This window comes from Sorangium sp. So ce1014, from assembly GCF_051521505.1.
GTDB lineage: Bacteria > Myxococcota_A > Polyangia > Polyangiales > Polyangiaceae > Sorangium.
This window is the reverse complement of sequence record NZ_CP150356.1, coordinates 4,144,962-4,162,256: the sequence shown is the minus strand read 5'-3', so window position 1 is coordinate 4,162,256 and position 17,295 is coordinate 4,144,962. Positions and strand designations below refer to the sequence as shown.

The following is a 17,295-nucleotide window of genomic DNA, read 5'->3' as shown; positions in this document are numbered from 1 at the left end:
GACACATTCCTGCGTGCCATGTCAAGCGGAGACGGAGATGGAGCCGTGACTCACCCAGCCGTGACTCACCCAGGTTGGCCCTCGCGACCTCACCCAGGTTGGCCCTCGCGACCTCACCCAGGTTGGCCCTCGGCACCCCACCGCAACCTCACCCAGGTTGGCCCTCTAGGTGCCAGCCACCGGGGCCGCCGCTACCGGCCCCTCCCAGCAAGGGCGACCGCACCGAGGCCTCGTTCGCCCTGTCGTTCACCCCCACTGCGCGCCAGACGCGTCGGACGGGTCCAACGCGACGCGCTGGCCGTCCTTATCGAAATCGCCATGGCCCGGATCGCGCGCAGTTCGACATCGTCGGCGATGCGCTCTTCGAGGAAGCGCATCGGCGAGCCTGGTGCTCGCGCGCTCGTCCAAAGGATCGCCGCCGCCTCCCTCGCCGACGCTGCCGCGCGCGCTCTCGTCCAGCGCGCCGTGAGCTCCGAGACGCAGAGCCCGCGGTAGCTGCACGCCTCGCTCACGAGGGCTGCGTCGAGCGCGCGCGCAAGCCGGCGCGCCGCGCGAGCGTTCGTCAGCACGCGGTCGATGAGGACGCGCAGCGCCTCGCCGGACGGCTCGTCCGCGGCCTCATCGACCTCCGCGCCCGCCACGGCGCTCACCACGGCGCCGATCTCTTCGCACGAGAGCGCGAGCGCGACGATCAGCCGAAGAACGCGCGGCGAGCAGTGCCAAGGGGGCGAGCCGACCAGCGCGAACGGTCTCCTCCCCCCCAGGAGCGAGCCCTCGTGCGCTGCGCCGAGCCGCAGGTCGTCGCTCCCCCAGCGCCGAAGAGCTGCCTCGCGCTCGCGGCCGATCGATCCCGGCGCCGCCGGGCCCTTCACGACCGCCTCCGCCCACCGCATGCGACACCGCGAAATGCACGGCAACCAGCGCCGCGAAACGAAAGCTGCCGCCAGAGGGCGCCAGCGACCAGCCCGCTTTCGGAACCCACCAGAGCGCGCATCGAACTGATAATGATCTTCATTTTCAACAAATGTACGGTGGTACAGCTGTAATCGTCAAGAAATTTCGCGAGCGGCCCCCCGACCGTGGTTGCGCGACCTGACCGGGGTTGGGTCAACCCGGGTCAGGTCGCGCAGATCGACGCCGCAACCCAAGTCGGGCCAACCCGGGTTGGGTCGCTGCTCAACCTGGGTCGGTTCAACCTGGGTCGGTTCAACCTGGGTCGGTTCAACCTGGGTCGGTTCAACCTGGGTTGGGTCGCTGTGGGCGGATCGCCGCTAGGGTCGGCTCAACCCCGGTCGGCTGCTCAACCCAACCCCGGTCGGCTCAACCCAACCCCGGTCGGCTCAACCTCGGTCGGCTCGCTGCGCGGATCGCCGCGCCAACGGACGCCTAGGCGGACAGCAGCGCGCGCATCGCCGGGGTGACGACGTCCGCGATCGCGCGGCGCCTGGAGCCGACCAGCACGGCGCCGTCGGGGCGCCCGTGCGCGGCGAGGGCGCTGGCAGCGGCATCCGCCGCCGTGGCGGTCAGCGGAGGCGCGTCCAGGCCCGCCTCGAAGGCCGCCGCGACCGCCCGGCGCACCGCGTCCCCGCCCGTCTGGAGCGCCCAGGCCACGAAGCGCCACGCGAGCTCCGCGTGCCGGGCCTCATCGTCGGCGATCGTGGCGAGGACGCTCCGGACCGCGGCATCGGTCGCGTGCGCGAGCTGCTCGCTGGCCTGCACCGCGGCGAGCGTCTCGCCGATGCACCCTTCACGGACGGCGCGCGCCGCGAGCTCCGCGAGATCCGAGGTGACCTCGACGAGGCCGCCGAACGCAAACGGCGCCGGCTCGAGCGCCGCGCCGGCGTACGCGCTCGCCAGCCCGAAGCAGAGCGCTGCATGGCGCACCTCGTCGCGCGCGGCCTCGTGCGCGGCCGCGAGCATCTCGGCGGGGGCGCCGACCGCCATCATCTCCAGCGCGAACCGCGAGAACGAGGCGACCGACGCGTGCTCGAGCAAGGCGTCGCGGAGCCACGCCTCGGCCAGCGCAGCGCGGGTCGCCTGCTTCAGCTCCGCGAGGTCCGGACGCGCCGCAGCCCCCCACCCGCCCTCCGCTCTCCGCTGCGCCCGCGCGGTGCGGGCGCGCTCGCCCACAAGGAAGGGGCGGCCCGCGCCGGCGCTGCAGTTCGCGGTGAACTCGTAGCAGCACCACTGGCCGTCGAGAAGGAAACCATCACCGAGGGTGTCGGGCCAGCACCCGGCGGGCTCGAAAGGGATGTTCGGGTCCGAGAGGTCGAGAGGAGGGCACGCCCCCCCGTGCGCGCCGCCGGAGCCCCCTGAGCCGCCGTGTCCGCCGTCCCCCTGGGGCTCCCACGCGACACAGACCCTCGTCGTGTCGGGCGAATCGTAGCTGCCGCCTGCCTCGACCGACGAGGCGGCGTCGTCGCCGCCGTCCCCGCCCAGCCCGCCCAGCACTCCACGCGTTCCCGAGCTCTCGTCGCTCGAAGCGCCGCCGCCACCCTCGCTCGACGCGCCGCCCTGCATGACGCTTCCGCCGCACGCGACGCCTTCAACAGCCAGGCCGAGTGTCGCGGTCGCGAGAATGGCGCGAGTCAACCGGCGACCCAGCGCGCTTCGAAACTGAGACGCAGAATAAGGTGTGATGGTCATGCCACCACTTCGAAGCAGCATGCATACCAGCGCAAAATTCGCAGAATTCAGAGCTTCCGTGCCGGAATGACCGGCACAGCGTGGCACAGCACACCGGCATGGCCCTCCTCCGATTCAGCCCAGGAACCCCCGCGCCCGGGCGATCGCCTCGATCGCCGGCCGCCGCCGCTCCAGCTCGTCGATATCCTTGACGGGGAGGAACCGGGCCGCGAGGCCCTCTCGAGGCACGCGCAGGAACCTGGCCGGGAGGCCGAAGGTGATCTCGTTCAGGATGCGCTCGAACTGGATCGCCTTGCGATCACCCACCTTCTTCTCGACCTCCACATAGACCCAGTCCATCGCGAGCGCGCCGAGCGCCTCGGCGCTGACCAGAAAAGTATTTGTGTTGAAGACGGGCACGACGTTCGGATCGAAGCCGACCGGCAGCCGGAAGTCCTCCGCGATCACCGGGCGGCCGTTCCATCGCATCGGACCGCCCCCCTTGTCGCCGCCCTTGTCGACCACCTCGACCGTGAGGGGCCCGCCCTGGCCGAGGTGCCAGCCGAGGAGGACCGGATCCACTGTCGCGCCGAGGTTGTCGAGGTTGGCGATCCACACGATCTTGCCGCCGCGGGCGATGAAGCGGCCGAGGACGCCGCTCTCCCGGAGCGCATCCGGCAGATCGCCGTGACCGGTGGCGTGGACGCTCGGCTCGCCGTCCTCGTCCAGGAACAGCCCACCTTCCGGGGTCAGACGCAGCGAGACATGCTGCTCGAACGTGGCGCAGAGCTCGCCCGGCTCGTCGAGGCGCGCGCCGAGCGCCTCGCGGATCGGGCCGTTCGTCGCCTCGCTGGTCATCAGCCACAGCGGCACCGGGACGCCCATCGTGCGCCGGAGGAGATCGCTCTCGGCGAGGCGCAGGTCGAGGAACGTCCGGCCGGGCAGCACCTCCACGAGCGCCTTGACCACACCGCCCATCCGGGTGGCCATCCCGCCCGCGAGGACGCAGAGCGCGACCTCGCCGCGGCGGAGCGCGGCCAGGCCCGCCTCGCGGCACCGGGCGTGCTCGGGCGTGCCCTCGGCCGGCAGATCGACGACGTCGCCGGGCGCCGGCGGCTCGACCGTGCCGGGGAGGCGGTTGCGGGCGTCCCGATCCTTGCCGATGGACGCGGCCCACCGGGCGACACGCTCGGGGTCGAACCCGCGAGCCCGGAGGCGAGCGAGCAGAGGGGCAGGGAGCGCGGCGATCTGCTGAGCGAGGGGAGAAGACACGGTACCTTCAAAAGCACGATGCGCCGCGCGGGGCAACGGCATCCATCCTGCAGCGGCTCAGGCGCCGAGCGAGCCTGTCATGGGCGTCGTTCCCGGCGCGCTACCGGGATCCGGGCCGGGCTGAACGCATCGTAAGCTGTTCCCTGATGGGCATCCGGAGATGCCGAGCTCTGGCATCCACGTGGGACGAGCTCTTCGTTGGCCGCTGCCCCATCAAGCCTTGGCCTTGAGGCTGGCGAACGCCTGGGCGATACGCGGAGCCGCATGCGGGCGGTCGTACATTCGCTTCATGTAGGCCAGCAGCTGCGGGAAGCCGTCCAGCAGGTGGACCTCGTTGGCCCAGTCGAGCGTGTAGGCCGCCACGAAATCGGCGACCGTCACCCGGTCGCCGACGATGAACTGCCGCTGTTGCATGTGCTTCTCCAGCACGTCGGCCATGGCCCTGAAGTCCTGGCGCGCGAGGGCGACCTCCCCGGGCAGACGCTTGTCCTCCGGATACAGCGTCGTGTGATGAACGATGCGCCACAGGGGCTGCTCCAGCTCGGTCGCCGTGAACAGGAGCCATTGGTTGACCTGGGCTCGCCCCCCGAGGTCCGTGGGGACCAGACCCTTGTCGGGGTACTTCTCGGCCAGGTAGAGCACGATGGCAACGGACTCGGTGAGCACGAGGTCGCCGTCGACGAGCACCGGGACCTTACCGGCAGGATTGATCTCGAGGAACTCGGGGCCGCGGTGCTCGCCGGCCCTGAGATTGACCGGGATGGCTTCGAAGTCCACGCCCAGCTCCTGGAGCGTCCAGCGCACACGGATCGATCGGGTCGGGGCAAACTCGTAGAGCTTCATTCATTCCTCCATGTCAGCCGCGCTCCATGGCCGAGGCGACGCCGCTCGGCCGCTGGAACAACGCGGTTCTGATAGCCGCTTCGGTTCTCGCCCTGTGACGCGTCGTGCTACCCGTTCGTGGTGAAAGGCGCCATGTGCTCGGCGAGCGCCTTCGCGAATGCCGGCCGCGCCTCGCACCGCAGACGGTACGCATCGAGGGCCGGTATCTCCGCGACGAGCTCCGTATGACGCAGGATGCGCAGCACCGTCGTCATGAGCAAATCCGCCGCAGTGAAGCGATCCTCGAGATAGTCGCGCGCGCCCAGCCAGCCGGACAGCTTCGTCAGCCGCGCCTTGACGGCCTCGACCGCCGACGGCCGGCGCAGCTTCGCCCACTCCTCGTTCGGATGGAACAGGTCGATCTCGGCGAGGTTCTGGACATGCGGCTCGACCGTGTTCAGCGCCGCGAACATCCACGATGTGGTGCGCGCCCGGGCGCCAGGATCGGACGGCATCAGCGCCTCGGAGCGCTCGGCGATATGCAACACGATGGCGCCGGACTCGAACATCACGAGCCCGTCCTCCTCGTAAGCGGGCACCTGCCCGAAGGGCTGAAGGCGACGATAACTCTCGGACGCCTGCTCCTCACGCCCGATCAGCCGCTCCTCGTAGGCGAGGCCCGCTTCGGCCAGCGCCCAGCGCACGCGGAGGTCGCGCACCAGCCCGCGGGCAAAGGGAGGGACCCAACCGAACGCGCAGACCGTGATCTTGGCCATCTCGCTTCTCTTCTTTCCGGGCACCGACCGGTGAGCTGCCGATCAGCGATTCCAGGCCCAGGATTTGGACCGCTCTGCACGAGGCCGTTTCGTCCGGTCCAGTCGATCCGGCTTCGGCCGATCTGTCCAATCCGCCGGCCCGGGAGGCTACCAGCGTCCGGCAGCGCTCGTCCACCGCCAAACCGCCCACCCCGGGACGCGGTCACCCGAGGAAGCGGAGCAGGACGTTGAGCAGCGCGAGCACCGCGAACATCCCGCCGCACACGAGCGCGACCTCCCTGGCGGACACGCGCACCGAGACGCGGCCGTCCTCGGCCCGCGCCGCGCCGTACAGCGCGGCGGAGGCGCCGAACGTCATGTAGAGAACGTCCTTGTAAGCCCACGACAGGAAGAAGATGCCTATCAGCGCGCCGCACAGGCTCACGAAGATCGCCGGCGCGAACCGCCGCGCCGCGGGGCCGACCTCGACGTCGCCCAGCCAGATCGAGAGCGGTACTTTGATCGACGCGTAAAGGACGAGCGCGAACAGGCACATCCCGAGCAGGCCCGTCTCGGACGCGGCGAGCAGGTAGGCGTTGTGGGCGGTCAGGCCGAGCGACGACTCGTCGCCGAACTGCCCTGCGCCGACGCCGATCCCCCGGGTCCGCCGGATCATCTCGAACGCCTCCCGGAGCAGCTCGACGCGCTCCTCCGAGCTCTCGCTCGCCTCGTCGCCGCTCCTGCCGCCGAGCAGGAGCATGGGCGGCCCGATGAAGCAGGCGGCGATGACGCCCAGCGTCCCGCTCCACCGGATGAACGTGAGGCCGAGGACCGCCAGGTACACGATGATCCCGGCGCGCGAGCGCGACATGACGACCATCACGCCGATCGCCACGAGGACGGCCGCCACGGGGAGCGCGCGCAGCGCCGCGGCCGCGCGCGAGAGCAGCCGATCGGTGACCAGGAGGGGCAGCGCAGGCGCAAGGCGCGCCCCGCAGGGCGGCGCGGGCGCGCGCGAGGGCGGCGCGGGCGCGCGCGGGCCAGCGCCGCCGGGCGGGCGCGACGGGCGCGGGCCGCCGCGCCGCTCCGCGAGCGCGATCACGAGCGGGATCGACATGCCGGCCATCAGGGAGAGCTCGTTCGGATCGGCGAGCGAGCCGCGGTAGCGGACGCGGCCGTCGATGGTCGATGTGCCGAGCGGCCCCGGGCGCTCGCAACGGTAGTTGCCGTCGGGCACCGGCGGGTCCCTGCGGCAGTCGAGGTTGGTCTCGCAGGGGCGTCCATCGGGCTCGAGCTCGCCCTTGCCTCCCCAGTCGTCGGGCGCGGCGAGCATGCAGCCGTAGGGCCGGAACGCCTGCACGATCGCAACGACGGTGGTGAGGACGGCGCAGCCGACGAGCGTGATCGCGAGCGCGCGCAGCCCGCGCGGCGAGGCCGCGGCGACCGAGACGGCGAGGAAGACGCCCGCGACGGTCGCGAGCTGCAGGCCGCGCTCCTCGAGCGCGGCCGGGCGCTTGAGCGCGGTGGTCAGGGCCGCCCAGGCGAGGAACGCGAGCGCATAGACGACCTGAGGGGCGAGCGTCGGTCTCAGCCGCCGCCACACGACGTCGAGGGCGACGCAGAGCAGGGTGAGCCCGAATGCCGCGTGAACGAGCGGAATCCCCGAGAGCGCTGGGATGAACTCCTGCGGCTTGATGATGACGAGCGCGCACAGCGCGCACACGACCCACGCTGCCATGGTGTGGCGCGCCGCGAGCGCCGCGCGCGGGCCGCCCGCGCGGCGTCCTCGTGACGGCCGCGGTGAGGCGCCCTGCGCAGGCGCGAGGCGCGCATTCCCCCCTTCCGCGCGACGGATCTAGCACCGTGGGCTCGACGGGCACGCGGGAAGCGCGCCGGTGCGCGCGCGAGGACCAGGCGCGGCGCGCGGCCGCGGGCTCGGCGCTTGCTGGTGCGCGGTCACATCAAGGAGGCTGGAAACCGCATGTGCTCCCGCTGTGTCCGGATTGCCCTGCTCTGCTCCGCGCTCATGGTCCTCGTGGCGCTCTCGGGCTGCGGCGCGAGCGCCCCGCGGGTCGATTTCGAGGCGGAGCGCCGGGCGACGAGCGCCTATGCGGTCGGCCCCGGCGACGTGCTGGAGGTGCGCGCCTGGAAGAACGAGGCGCTGAGCCACCGCGTCACGGTGCGGCCAGACGGGTTCATCACGATCCCGCTCGTCGGCGATATCCTTGTGTCGGGGCGCACCGTCATGGGCATCGCCGAGGAGATCGCGACCCAGATGGCCAAGTTCTATCATGAGAAGCCGGTCGTCAGCGTGGAGGTGGCGGAGCTCCACAGCTACCGGGTCTACGTGATGGGCGAGGTGTCGCGTCCTGGCGAGTTCACGCCGAGGGCGCAGATCACCGTGCTCCAGGCGCTCGCCCTCGCCGGCGGCTTCACGCGCTTCGCCGATCCCGACGACGTGGTGATCGTCCGGCGCGACGCGCTCGGCGAGCGCAGGATTCCGTTCGTGTTCGAGGAGGTCGTCGAGAAAGGCGATCTCCGCGGGGATCTGCCGCTGCAGACGAACGATACGGTGGTGGTGCCGTAGGGCGCCGCAGCAACTCCGGACACACCTTCGGTTGGTGATCAACGCGGCGTATTTTGGCATCCTGGGCAGGATGCGCCCCTGCCCCGCGTTGCCGCTCATCGCCGCGTTGCTCCTCGCGCTCCCGGCGCTCGCGGCCGCGTGTGCGCCCTCCAGCCCAGGCAACCCGGCCCCCGCCGGCAAGGCTGCGGCGCCTCCGGCCCTACCGGTGCCCGCGGCGCCCGGCGCGTCCTCCGGGGGCGGCCCTGCGCCTGCCAGCGCGGCGTCCGCGGGGGCAGCGCCGGCAGGCGGCGCGAAGGGCGATGTCCCCTCCCCGGCTGCGACCCGGCCGGCGCCCTCCATCTCGGCCGACGACGCCGAGGCGCTCCTGTTCCCGGAAGACGCCGCCGCGCACCACGACGGCATCGACGCCTGCCGGCGCGGGGACGCCGGGACGGCCGCCGCCCCCCGGCCGGGGCTCGAGCGCGTCCGCTGCCTGCTCGCGCTCCGCTATCACGCGGATCGGCGGGCCGCCGCGAGCGCGACCGCGCTCTTCGAGCAGACAGGCAGCATCGCCGGGCTGGAGCGGGAACACCTGATGGACGGCGGCTACCGCGGCACGCTCCACCTCGTCCCGGAGCTGCCGGTGAGCGCGGAGCGCCGCCACCTGGAGTGGACGGCCGCGGCGCTCGCCGACTTCGACGCGTTCTTCGCGGATCTCGCGGCTTCCGCCAGCTCGCCCCTGCGCTACCGCCACCGCGCCCTCGCGCTGCGGTACTTCCGATCCGTGCGCGCACGGACGCCCTCCGCCTACGCCTCGGGCTGGACGGTCGCGTACAACCTCGCCGGCTCGCTCCATCGCTCCGCAGACGCGGTGCGGGAGACGCTCTTCCACGAGATCTTCCACCTGAACGACAGCGCGCACAGCGGATGGTCCCAGGCGGCGCTCTCGCCGATCTATGACGGGATCGTCGCGCGCTGCGGGACGAGGATCCCGTGCCTCGCGGCGTACTCACCCAACGAGACGATCGTGAAGGGCGGTACGTACTACGCGTTCCAGCCGGGCAACGGCGTGGGGGAGTACGCCGCCGAGCTCGCGATCCGGTACTACCGCGAGCAGCGGGCGGCGCTCCGCGGCGAGCGGCTCGGGAAGGCGCCGTTCAAGTGCGGGCCGCCGGAGAACGCGCGGGCGTGGTCGCTGCTCGCGGGCGAGTTCTTCGGGGGCACGGATCGGGTGGCGCCCTGTCCGAGCGGCACCGGAGAAAGGTGAAGCCTATCCATCCTCGCTCACCGAGGGGCGGAGCGCTGGCGGCGACCGCGCGGGTCGCGCGTTCACGCGAGCCGCGCAGTCCGTCGAGCGCGTGCGCTATCCTCGGCGCACGCCATGTCCGACGGCGAGCTCGTCTTCGCATCCATGCCTGCCGCGCTCATCGCGTTCGCGTCGTCGCGCGGCGTCCCGCACGGCGATCTCCTCCGCGCCGCCGGCTTCACGCCGGAGACGCTCGCCGCGCCCGACGAACTCGTGCCGTATGCGTCGCTCCTCTCGCTGTGGGAGCTCCTCCTCGAGCGCCTCCCCGGCGAGCCGCTCGGGCTGAGCTATGCGCACTGGGCTCAGGTGTCGGTCGTGGGCCTCGTCGGGCACGTCGTCCGCCACAGCGAGACCCTGCGGGACGGGGTCGCCGTCTACGGCCGCTTCTGCCGGCTCATGGACCCGCACCTCCGCATCCTTGTCGAGGAGCGCGGCGAGGTCGTCCACCTCGGGCTCGAGCACGAGCCGCGGGTCGTCGCGATGGCCGAGCCGATCGAGATGATGATCGCGACGCTCGCGCGCTTCATCGCGCTCTACCTCGACGGCGCCGCGCGGCCGATCGAGGCCGCGTTCCGCCACCCCCGCCGGCACCCGCCCCCGCTCTACGAGGAGGCGCTCGGCGCCCCGGCCCGCTTCGAGGCGGCCACGACCGGCCTCCTCTACGACGCGCGCGTGCTCGACGCGCCCCTCGTCGGCGCGGATCCCTCGGTCCACGGTTACCTCGTGCGCCGGGCCGAGCAGCTCCTCGCCGCGCGCGCGGCGCCGGCCACCACCGCGCCGCTCGACGCGCGCGTGCGCGCCCGCATCGACGAGCGCCTCGATCGCGGCGACGTGGATCAGGAGCGGATCGCGCGCTCGCTGGGCATGAGCACGCGCTCGCTCCAGCGCGCCCTCAGGGGCCTCGGCACGTCGTTCACGGCGCAGCTCGACGAGGCCCGCCGTGGCAAGGCGCTCGATCTCCTCGGCCGGCGCGACCTCGCGCTCCAGGAGATCGCCCTCCGGCTCGGCTACGGCGAGCCGCGCCACTTCTACCGCAGCTTCCGTCGCTGGACGGGCACCACCCCGGGCGAGTACCGGCGCACCCGCGTCCGCCGGTGACGAGCGACGCCGGGTGGGTCCCCGCCGGCCCGCCTCTGGCGCGATCCGTCGCAACGTTGGCGCCCGACGCCGCTGCCGCGGCGCCGCGCCGAGCCCATCGTCGCATCGATCCGGGCGAGGCGCCGCGCGCCACCGGGATCGAGCTCCTGCCGAGGTGCGCTATGAGCCAATTGCCCCGAGGCCCGCAGGGCCGACTGCTGACGACCTACAAGTTCATCACGCGTCCAACCGAGTTCCTGTTCCGGTGCGCCGCCACGTACGGCGATGTCTTCAACGTCCCGATGTGCAGCGGCGACGTCGTGATGGCCGGCAGCCCCGCGTCGGTGCAGGACGTGATGACGGCGCCGCCCGACATGTTGGTTCCGTATGCCACAAAGGCGATCGCCCCCCTCCTGGGGGAGCAATCGATCCTCATGCTGTCGGGCGAGCGTCATCGACACGAGCGGAAGCTGCTGACGCCGCCGTTCCACGGCGACCGCATGCGCGCCTACGCGGCGGCGATGGCGGACGTCGCCGCGCGCCGCTTCGCCGAGGCCGCGCGCGCGCCCCGCGCGGTGGCCCAGGAGATCACGCAGGCGATCTCGCTCGACGTCATCATCCGCGCCGTCTTCGGGGTGGAGGAGCCGTCTCGCTCGAGCGCGTTCGCGCGCGCGGTCGTCGCGATGACCGACGCGCTGACGCCGGCGCTGGCGCTCCTGCCGTTCCTGCAGCGGGAGCTCGGGGGCTTCGGCCCCTACGCGCGCTTCCGCCGGCGGGTCGACCACCTGGAGGCCCTGTTCCGCGATCAGATAGCGCGGGTGCGCGCGGCGCCGGGCGACGACATCCTGAGCCTCCTGGTCGCGGCCCGCTACGACGACGGCTCCAGCATGAGCGATCAGGCCATCTTCGACGAGCTCCGGACGCTGCTCTTCGCCGGGCACGAGACCACCGCCCTCGCCCTCGCGTGGGCCCTGGACCACGCGCACCGCCACCCCGGCGTCCTCGCGCGGCTGCGCGACGAGATCGACGCCCTCGGCCCGGAGCCCGACCCGGAGCGCCTCGCCGGGCTCCCCTACCTGGACGCTGTGTGCAAGGAGGCGCTGCGCCTGCATCCGATCGTCACCGAGGCCCCGCGCATGGCGGCGCAGCCGTTCCGCCTCGGCGAGCACACGCTCCCGCCGGGAACGGGGGTGGCGCCGAGCATCCTGCTCGTGCACCACCACCCCGAGCTCTACCCTGAGCCGTCGCGGTTCAGGCCCGAGCGCTTCCTGGAGCGCAAGCACTCCCCGTTCGAATACCTGCCGTTCGGCGGCGGGAACCGCCGCTGCATCGGCGCGGCCTTCGCGATGTTCGAGATGAAGATCGTGCTCGGCGTGGCGCTGTCGGCGTGGCAGTTCCGCCTGCTCGACGAGCGTCCGCCCCGGCCCGTGCGCCGCAACCTCACGCTGGGCCCCTCGGGCGGCGTCCCGGTCGCCCTGCGCGCCCGCAGCCGCGGCGCCCTCCGCGCCGCCGCCTGATCCCGGGGCGTCGGCGATCCGCCGCTCCGGAGCGTCCGCGCCGCCCTCCCCGCGCTCGAGCAGCTCGGCGTCACGGCGATCTGGCTCTCTCCGATCTTCGCCGCGCCCGAGGGCGACTTCGGGTATGCCGTCACGGACTACTTCAGCGTGCGCTCCGACTACGGGTCGGAGCAGGATCTCCGGGAGCTCGTGGGTGCGCGCCGGGCCGGACGACGAGGTCTTCGCCTACGTCCGTCACGGCGACGACACGTCGCGCTTCGCGCTCGTGGTCCTGAACTTCAGCGAGCGCCCGGCGAAGACGCGGCTCGCCATCCCGGAGCCGTTCGCCGGCCACGCCCGGGGCGGCCTGCGCGACGCCCTGCGCGGCGGCGACGCGCGCCTCCAGGCGGGCTCCCTCCCGCTGGACCTCGCGCCTTGGGACGCGCGCATCCTGGTGCCGCGCTAAGACGAGCCCTGCGGGGCTTCAGAACGCTGTGCCCGTCGCAGACATCTGCTATAACGGATAGACATCCGTCGTTTGGCCTTGCAGCGGCATGTCCTTGCTGGGACGCTCGGCATCGTCGAGATATAGAATTCATATTACATACCAAGCGCTCAGCTCACCCGTGCGAGGCGGCCGTGGTCGCCGCGATGTGAGGAGGATGATTCATGGCTCAGGAGCAATGGTCCGCCGTCGATCGCTACATCACCGATCTGCTCGTGCCGTCCGACGCGGCGCTGGATGCAGCGCTCGAGGCCAGCGCCGCGGCCGGCCTGCCGCCGATCAACGTCGCGCCGAACCAGGGCAAGCTGCTGCATCTCCTGGCGCGGATCCACGGGGCGCGCTCCATCCTGGAGATCGGCACGCTCGGGGGTTACAGCACGATCTGGCTCGCGCGGGCGCTGCCCTTCGGCGGCCGCCTGATCACGCTGGAGTCGGAGCCGAAGCACGCCGAGGTCGCCCGCGCGAACCTCGAGCGCGCCGGGCTGGCCGACCTCGTCGAGCTGCGCCTCGGGCGAGCGCTGGACACGCTGCCCAGGCTCGCCGCGGAGGGCCGCGGCCCGTTCGACCTCATCTTCATCGACGCAGATAAACCGAGCAATCCCGACTACTTCACGTGGGCGCTCAAGCTCTCCCGCCGCGGCAGCGTGATCGTGATCGACAACGTCGTCCGCAAGGGCGCCGTGATCGACCCCGAGAGCCCCGATCCCAACGTCCAGGGGGTGCGCCGCCTGAACGAGCTGCTCGCCGCCGAGCAGCGCGTGAGCGCGACGGCGATCCAGACCGTGGGCACCAAGGGCTACGACGGCCTCGCCATCGCCCTGGTCACCGCTGACCCGTAGCCGAAGCGGCCCGGCGCCGTCCGGGCCCTCCTCGCGTCCTCGCGCGCCGGAGGACAAAAAACAGAGCGCCCATTCGACGGCGGGGGGGGGAAGCCGTCACGGGCGCTCTGCCCTGCATCTTTAGCAGGACGCGGGCCAGGGAGTTGCTGCACGCATTTCGCGCAGTTGCCTGTCAGGAAAGCCCCGAAGCTTTCGATCCTGAGATCGCCGCTTGCAATCGTGACAGCTGACCGGCTTCGCGCAGGCCACCGGAGGCCGGCAGACGAGCCACGCCGCTTGCCTCTTGCTCGCCGGGCGCGCTCTCTACCCCGCGGCGCCCAGCGAGCGGAGGTGGTCATCGAGCTGGCCGGGCGTGCCTGGAGCGGCGAGCCACCCGATGTGGCCGTCGGGGCGGACCAGCACGAGCGCATCGCCGTCCACGTCATAGCCGGCGCGGGCGTGCCCACGCGTGTCGACGAGGGCGAGCCGGCCAGCTGGCTCCCCCGGCCGCACCACGGCCTGCGCGCGCACGGCGGGGCCGTAGCGGGCATTTACCCGGGCGACCGTGTCCGCATGGGCCGCGCCGAAGGCCACCAGCGTGAAGTGCGGGCCACGGAACACATCGAACAGGCGGACGGGTACGCCCGCCGCGTCGTGACAGGGCGCGTCGGCCGCTCGGTCGCCCGACATGACGCGCACCGGCGTGCCCGGCGCGCCGCGGGCCAGCGAGCTGCCCCGGTAGGTGATGCCGAGCTGCTGCGTCTCCGCGCCACGCTGCAGCGCGCCCGGGCTTCCCTCCGCCGCCCGGCGATGCAGCGTCGAGGTGATGCCGAGCACCGCCGCGGCGACCGGCAGCCGCTCCTCCTCGTAGGTATCGAGCAGCGCATCGGGGGCCCCCGCCAGCACCTGGCCGAGCTTCCAGCCGAGGTTGTAGGCGTCCTGGATGCCTGTGTTGAGGCCCTGCCCGCCGGCCGCGGGGTGCACGTGCGCGGCGTCGCCGGCCAGGAACACCCGACCCACCCGGTACCGGTCCACCATCCGCACGCTGGGCCGGTACAGCGACAGCCAGCTCGCGTCGTGCAGCCGGACGTCGGCGCGCCCGGTCCGCTCCTGGAACAGCCGCTGGACAGCCTCCACCGTCAGATCGGGTGCCTCCTCGCCGTGGACCGGCACCAGGATCTGAAAACGATCGGTGCCGGGCAGCGGGCAAAGCGCGATCGGGCCGCCGCGCGCTTTCGGCCAGGCGTGCCAGCGGTCGCGGTCCAGCCCGTCAGCGCGGACATCGCCCACGAGCGCCCGGTCGGCCTCCATCGTCTCCCCCTGGAAGCCGACGCCGAGCGCGCGCCGCACGAGGCTGCGCCCCCCGTCCGCGCCGACCAGATAGCCGACGCGGACCCGCTCGGCCTCGCCCGCGTGCACCAGCGTGGCCGTCACGCCGTCTCCGTCTTGCTCGAAGCCGGTCAGCTCGGTGGCGAGCTCGACACGGACGCCGTGCTCGGCGAGCCGGGCGCGCAGGATCTCCTCCGTCCGCCATTGCCCGAGGAGCAGGATGTTCGGGTAAGGCACGTCCGGAGTCGGCTCGCGGCGCTCGAACATGACCCACTCGCCCAGCACCGCGCCGCCGTCATAGGCGCGAATCGGCGGATAAGGCGCGCCGGCGGCCATCACCGCGTCGATCACCCCGAGATCGTCGAAGACCTCCAGGCTGCGCGGCTGCACCCCTTTTCCGCGAGAGCCGGCGAAATGGGTAAGCGTCTTGTGGACGATCCGGCACGCCACACCACGGCGAGCCAGATCGCACGCGAGGGTCAGGCCGGTGGGCCCTGCCCCCACGATGAGGACATGCGTGCTCAGCGACGGATTCATGGCTGTCTCCTGGGGTGCTCCGGACGAGGGTAGCGGCGAGCATCGCCGCCCACGCCGTGGAGCCCGAGCTGCACCGCGTGTTCCTCGAGCAGATGCCGCGCATCAAGGCGCCCCGGTCCGCGGCGAGCGAGGGCTTCATGCTCGAGGAGGCAAAGCAGCTCCTTCCGGCGTGGGGTTGCACGGCGCCGGACGTGGAGCTCGCGTGGTGGATGATGCAGACCGCGGCGCACGCGGTGGTGCATCAGGCGATCGTCGAGCGGCCCGACGATCTGCGCTCCGGCGCGCTGGCCGAGGAGCTCGTGCGGCTGCTCGATCGCTACCTGCGCGGGGAGCAGGCCCCAGGGCCCCGCGCCGGCGCGGGGCGGGAGGACACGTGATCTGATCGAGGGCGCCGCTGGCTGCTGCCCTGCGTGACCTCCGCGCCCTCAGCCGGGCGTGGCGATCTCGTCGTAGCCGCGGCCGCTGAACTGAAGGAGGCAGACGCCGTGGCCAAAGGGATCGGCCAGGCGGAGCATGCGCCCCCACGCTGCCACCTCGATATCGGCTTCGGGGACCGCGCCTGCCTCCTGCGCGCGGCGCGCGGCGGCCTCGAGATCGTCGACGACGAAGTCGAGGTGGACCGGCGTCCAGTGGCGCCGGTAGTCGCGCGGCGACGCGCCGGCAGCGGGCGCGAGGCCGGCCGGCTTCACCAGAAGGTAAAGCGGGATCGCCGCGCCGAGGAGCTCGACGAAGGAAGCGCCAAAGCGCCTCCCGACGCGCAGGCCGAACGCGCGGGTGTAAAATGCGATAGCGGGCTCGAGCTCCGGCACATCGATGTTGACGAGCAGGTCGGACATCCAACAAGCCTAGCGGCGGGGCATGTCACGAAGCAACATGCGCGCGGACGCCATGACGAAGGCGGGAACGGAAGAGGCCGCTTCGCTCAAACCGTCATCGCGCTTTGGACCGCTCGCTCCGCGCGACCTACCAGGAGCAGCCTCGCCGCCGGCCGCACGATCTCCTCGATGGCGCGCGCGGCCGCCTCGCCGCGCGCCGCAGCACCGAACCGCCCGTGCGCCGCGAGCTGCGCGCCCTCCGCGCCGTCGTCTCCCGCCACCTCCACGCGCCCGAGCCCCGCGAACACCTCTTCCACCGCCGCGCGCACGCGCTCGCCGCCCGCGCGGATCGCCCACGCCACCGTGCGCCACGCGAGCTCCGCGTGCCGCCCTTCGTCCGCGGCGATGATCGCGAGCGCGCTCCGCACCGCCGGGTCCTCCGCGGCGCCGAGCTCCTCGGCGGCGATCACCGCCGCGATGGTCTCGCCGATGCAACCCTCCTTCGCGGCGCGCGCCGCCATCGATGCGAGGTCCGCCTCGACCTCCACCCGCCCGTCGAAGGGAAATGCGCCGGGCGCGATCGTCTCGCCCGCATAAGCGCTCGCGAGGGCGAAGCAGAGGCGCGCGTGGCGGGCCTCGTCGAGCGCCGCGCGGTGCGCCTCCTCCACGAGATCGGCCGGCGCGCCCGCGGCGAGCAGCTCGAGCGCGAAGCGGCCGAACGAGGCCACGGAGGCGTGCTCGAAGAGCGCGTCGCGCGTCCACGCCGCGGCCAGGGTCTCCCGCAACTCTGCGGCCAGAGGCTCGATCCGCGGCGTCATCGCCTCCGCCGCGCTCCATCCGGCGCCACCGCGGGCGCGGACGAACGGCGCCGTCCGCGCTGCCTCGTCGACGAGGTACGGGCGCCCCTCGCAGATCGAGATGACGTCCGCCTGATAGCAGCACTGGTCGTCCTCCAAGGCTCCATCGCTCTTGACGTGGTGAGACGCGACGCCGGGCTGATTGAGGATCTCCTGCGCTTCCGATCGCGATGGGCACACGACAGGCTCGCCCGCGCCGGTCCCTCCGCCGCCGCCCCCGCCGCCAGCGCCCCCCGCGTCGTCCGGCGGCCACGCGAAACAGGCCACCTTGGCGACGGGCTCGGGATCGTCGGGACAGCTGCTCCCGGCGGTGATGCAGCCGGTGGCACCCCCCGCGGCGGGGAGCGCGAGCAGCGCAAAAAGACGATGGGCAAGCGTGCGGCGGAAGGAATACGCGTTCGTCATCTGGCACCTCGTGGATGGCAAGGAGTCGACCTGCGAAAGCGCCCATGCACGGCGCATGCCTCTCGCGAATTCACGTCGAATGCGCGTCCTCGCACAGGCGGGGTGTGGTC

At 72.4% G+C, this 17,295-nt stretch carries 17 protein-coding genes and 1 pseudogene; 9 read left to right on the top strand and 9 right to left on the bottom strand.

All coding sequences use genetic code 11. From position 1 onward, the window contains the following. Nucleotides 1-191 precede the first annotated feature (191 nt). Nucleotides 192-641 carry a hypothetical protein gene (locus WME75_RS15805; protein ID WP_437491499.1) on the bottom strand — a complete coding sequence of 150 codons (450 nt, stop codon included), beginning with the start codon at nt 639-641 and terminating at the stop codon, nt 192-194. A 438-nt stretch (nt 642-1,079) separates the two neighbouring features. Here WME75_RS15805 and WME75_RS15800 point away from each other — a divergent pair, with 438 nt between their 5' ends. Then, entirely contained in the window at nt 1,080-1,421 is a 342-nt protein-coding gene (locus WME75_RS15800) for a hypothetical protein (protein WP_437491497.1), read from the top strand. Here the strand turns inward: WME75_RS15800 and WME75_RS15795 are convergent. From WME75_RS15795 to WME75_RS15775, 5 genes are all read right to left on the bottom strand, one after another. Then, a complete protein-coding gene (locus tag WME75_RS15795; protein WP_437491494.1) occupies nt 1,387-2,520 on the bottom strand; it encodes a ferritin-like domain-containing protein in 1,134 nt (377 codons plus the stop codon). The two genes, WME75_RS15800 and WME75_RS15795, sit on opposite strands and share 35 nt — an antisense overlap. A 240-nt stretch (nt 2,521-2,760) precedes the next feature. Continuing rightward, nucleotides 2,761-3,897, bottom strand: coding sequence for a UTP--glucose-1-phosphate uridylyltransferase (locus WME75_RS15790; protein ID WP_437491491.1), 1,137 nt, complete (start codon nt 3,895-3,897; stop codon nt 2,761-2,763). 213 nt (nt 3,898-4,110) lie between these two features. After that, nucleotides 4,111-4,740: a glutathione S-transferase family protein gene (locus WME75_RS15785; protein ID WP_437491489.1), complete on the bottom strand. Its 630-nt coding sequence runs from the start codon at nt 4,738-4,740 to the stop codon at nt 4,111-4,113. Between the two features lie 107 nt (nt 4,741-4,847). Continuing rightward, complete coding sequence (locus WME75_RS15780) at nt 4,848-5,495, bottom strand: glutathione S-transferase family protein (protein ID WP_437491486.1); 648 nt, start codon at nt 5,493-5,495, stop codon at nt 4,848-4,850. Nucleotides 5,496-5,697: 202 nt separating this feature from the next. After that, entirely contained in the window at nt 5,698-7,212 is a 1,515-nt protein-coding gene (locus WME75_RS15775) for an O-antigen ligase family protein (RefSeq protein WP_437491483.1), read from the bottom strand. A gap of 243 nt (nt 7,213-7,455) precedes the next feature. Here WME75_RS15775 and WME75_RS15770 point away from each other — a divergent pair, with 243 nt between their 5' ends. From WME75_RS15770 to WME75_RS15740, 7 genes and pseudogenes are all read left to right on the top strand, one after another. Continuing rightward, nucleotides 7,456-8,061, top strand: a complete 606-nt coding sequence (locus WME75_RS15770; protein WP_437491482.1) for a polysaccharide biosynthesis/export family protein — start codon at nt 7,456-7,458, stop codon at nt 8,059-8,061. 34 nt (nt 8,062-8,095) lie between these two features. Then, nucleotides 8,096-9,307, top strand: coding sequence for a hypothetical protein (locus tag WME75_RS15765; RefSeq protein WP_437491480.1), 1,212 nt, complete (start codon nt 8,096-8,098; stop codon nt 9,305-9,307). Nucleotides 9,308-9,421: 114 nt separating this feature from the next. Continuing rightward, nucleotides 9,422-10,444, top strand: a complete 1,023-nt coding sequence (locus tag WME75_RS15760) for an AraC family transcriptional regulator ligand-binding domain-containing protein (protein WP_437491478.1) — start codon at nt 9,422-9,424, stop codon at nt 10,442-10,444. A 161-nt stretch (nt 10,445-10,605) separates the two neighbouring features. Continuing rightward, nucleotides 10,606-11,940 (top strand): cytochrome P450, encoded by a 1,335-nt coding sequence (locus WME75_RS15755; RefSeq protein ID WP_437491475.1) that lies wholly within the window; start codon nt 10,606-10,608, stop codon nt 11,938-11,940. 78 nt (nt 11,941-12,018) lie between these two features. Beyond that, nucleotides 12,019-12,078 (top strand): annotated as a pseudogene (locus WME75_RS15750) (hypothetical protein); the annotation flags it as partial. 55 nt (nt 12,079-12,133) lie between these two features. Further along, nucleotides 12,134-12,385, top strand: a complete 252-nt coding sequence (locus tag WME75_RS15745; RefSeq protein ID WP_437491472.1) for a hypothetical protein — start codon at nt 12,134-12,136, stop codon at nt 12,383-12,385. A gap of 203 nt (nt 12,386-12,588) precedes the next feature. Next, nucleotides 12,589-13,263: an O-methyltransferase gene (locus tag WME75_RS15740; protein WP_437491470.1), complete on the top strand. Its 675-nt coding sequence runs from the start codon at nt 12,589-12,591 to the stop codon at nt 13,261-13,263. A gap of 303 nt (nt 13,264-13,566) precedes the next feature. Here the strand turns inward: WME75_RS15740 and WME75_RS15735 are convergent, their stop codons facing one another. Beyond that, on the bottom strand, nt 13,567-15,108 hold the full coding sequence (locus WME75_RS15735) for an FAD-dependent oxidoreductase (RefSeq protein WP_437491467.1): 1,542 nt from the start codon (nt 15,106-15,108) through the stop codon (nt 13,567-13,569). A 14-nt stretch (nt 15,109-15,122) separates the two neighbouring features. On the opposite strand from WME75_RS15735, the gene WME75_RS15730 reads away from it, so the two are divergent. Then, nucleotides 15,123-15,485, top strand: coding sequence for a hypothetical protein (locus WME75_RS15730; protein ID WP_437491464.1), 363 nt, complete (start codon nt 15,123-15,125; stop codon nt 15,483-15,485). 48 nt (nt 15,486-15,533) lie between these two features. Here WME75_RS15730 and WME75_RS15725 read toward each other — a convergent pair whose 3' ends face one another. Both WME75_RS15725 and WME75_RS15720 read right to left on the bottom strand, forming a co-directional pair. After that, a complete protein-coding gene (locus WME75_RS15725; RefSeq protein WP_437491462.1) occupies nt 15,534-15,944 on the bottom strand; it encodes a VOC family protein in 411 nt (136 codons plus the stop codon). A gap of 86 nt (nt 15,945-16,030) precedes the next feature. Continuing rightward, nucleotides 16,031-17,185, bottom strand: coding sequence for a ferritin-like domain-containing protein (locus WME75_RS15720; protein WP_437491459.1), 1,155 nt, complete (start codon nt 17,183-17,185; stop codon nt 16,031-16,033). Nucleotides 17,186-17,295: the final 110 nt, after the last annotated feature.

Coding starts and splice junctions, on each gene's coding strand:
- WME75_RS15795 (WP_437491494.1), bottom strand. CDS start 2,520: ATGCAGGGCGGCGCGTCGAGCGAGGGTGGCGGCGGCGCTTCGAGCGAC.
- WME75_RS15785 (WP_437491489.1), bottom strand. CDS start 4,740: ATGAAGCTCTACGAGTTTGCCCCGACCCGATCGATCCGTGTGCGCTGG.
- WME75_RS15780 (WP_437491486.1), bottom strand. CDS start 5,495: ATGGCCAAGATCACGGTCTGCGCGTTCGGTTGGGTCCCTCCCTTTGCC.
- WME75_RS15775 (WP_437491483.1), bottom strand. CDS start 7,212: ATGGCAGCGTGGGTCGTGTGCGCGCTGTGCGCGCTCGTCATCATCAAG.
- WME75_RS15770 (WP_437491482.1), top strand. CDS start 7,456: ATGTGCTCCCGCTGTGTCCGGATTGCCCTGCTCTGCTCCGCGCTCATG.
- WME75_RS15760 (WP_437491478.1), top strand. CDS start 9,422: ATGTCCGACGGCGAGCTCGTCTTCGCATCCATGCCTGCCGCGCTCATC.
- WME75_RS15755 (WP_437491475.1), top strand. CDS start 10,606: ATGAGCCAATTGCCCCGAGGCCCGCAGGGCCGACTGCTGACGACCTAC.
- WME75_RS15740 (WP_437491470.1), top strand. CDS start 12,589: ATGGCTCAGGAGCAATGGTCCGCCGTCGATCGCTACATCACCGATCTG.
- WME75_RS15735 (WP_437491467.1), bottom strand. CDS start 15,108: ATGAATCCGTCGCTGAGCACGCATGTCCTCATCGTGGGGGCAGGGCCC.
- WME75_RS15725 (WP_437491462.1), bottom strand. CDS start 15,944: ATGTCCGACCTGCTCGTCAACATCGATGTGCCGGAGCTCGAGCCCGCT.
- WME75_RS15720 (WP_437491459.1), bottom strand. CDS start 17,185: ATGACGAACGCGTATTCCTTCCGCCGCACGCTTGCCCATCGTCTTTTT.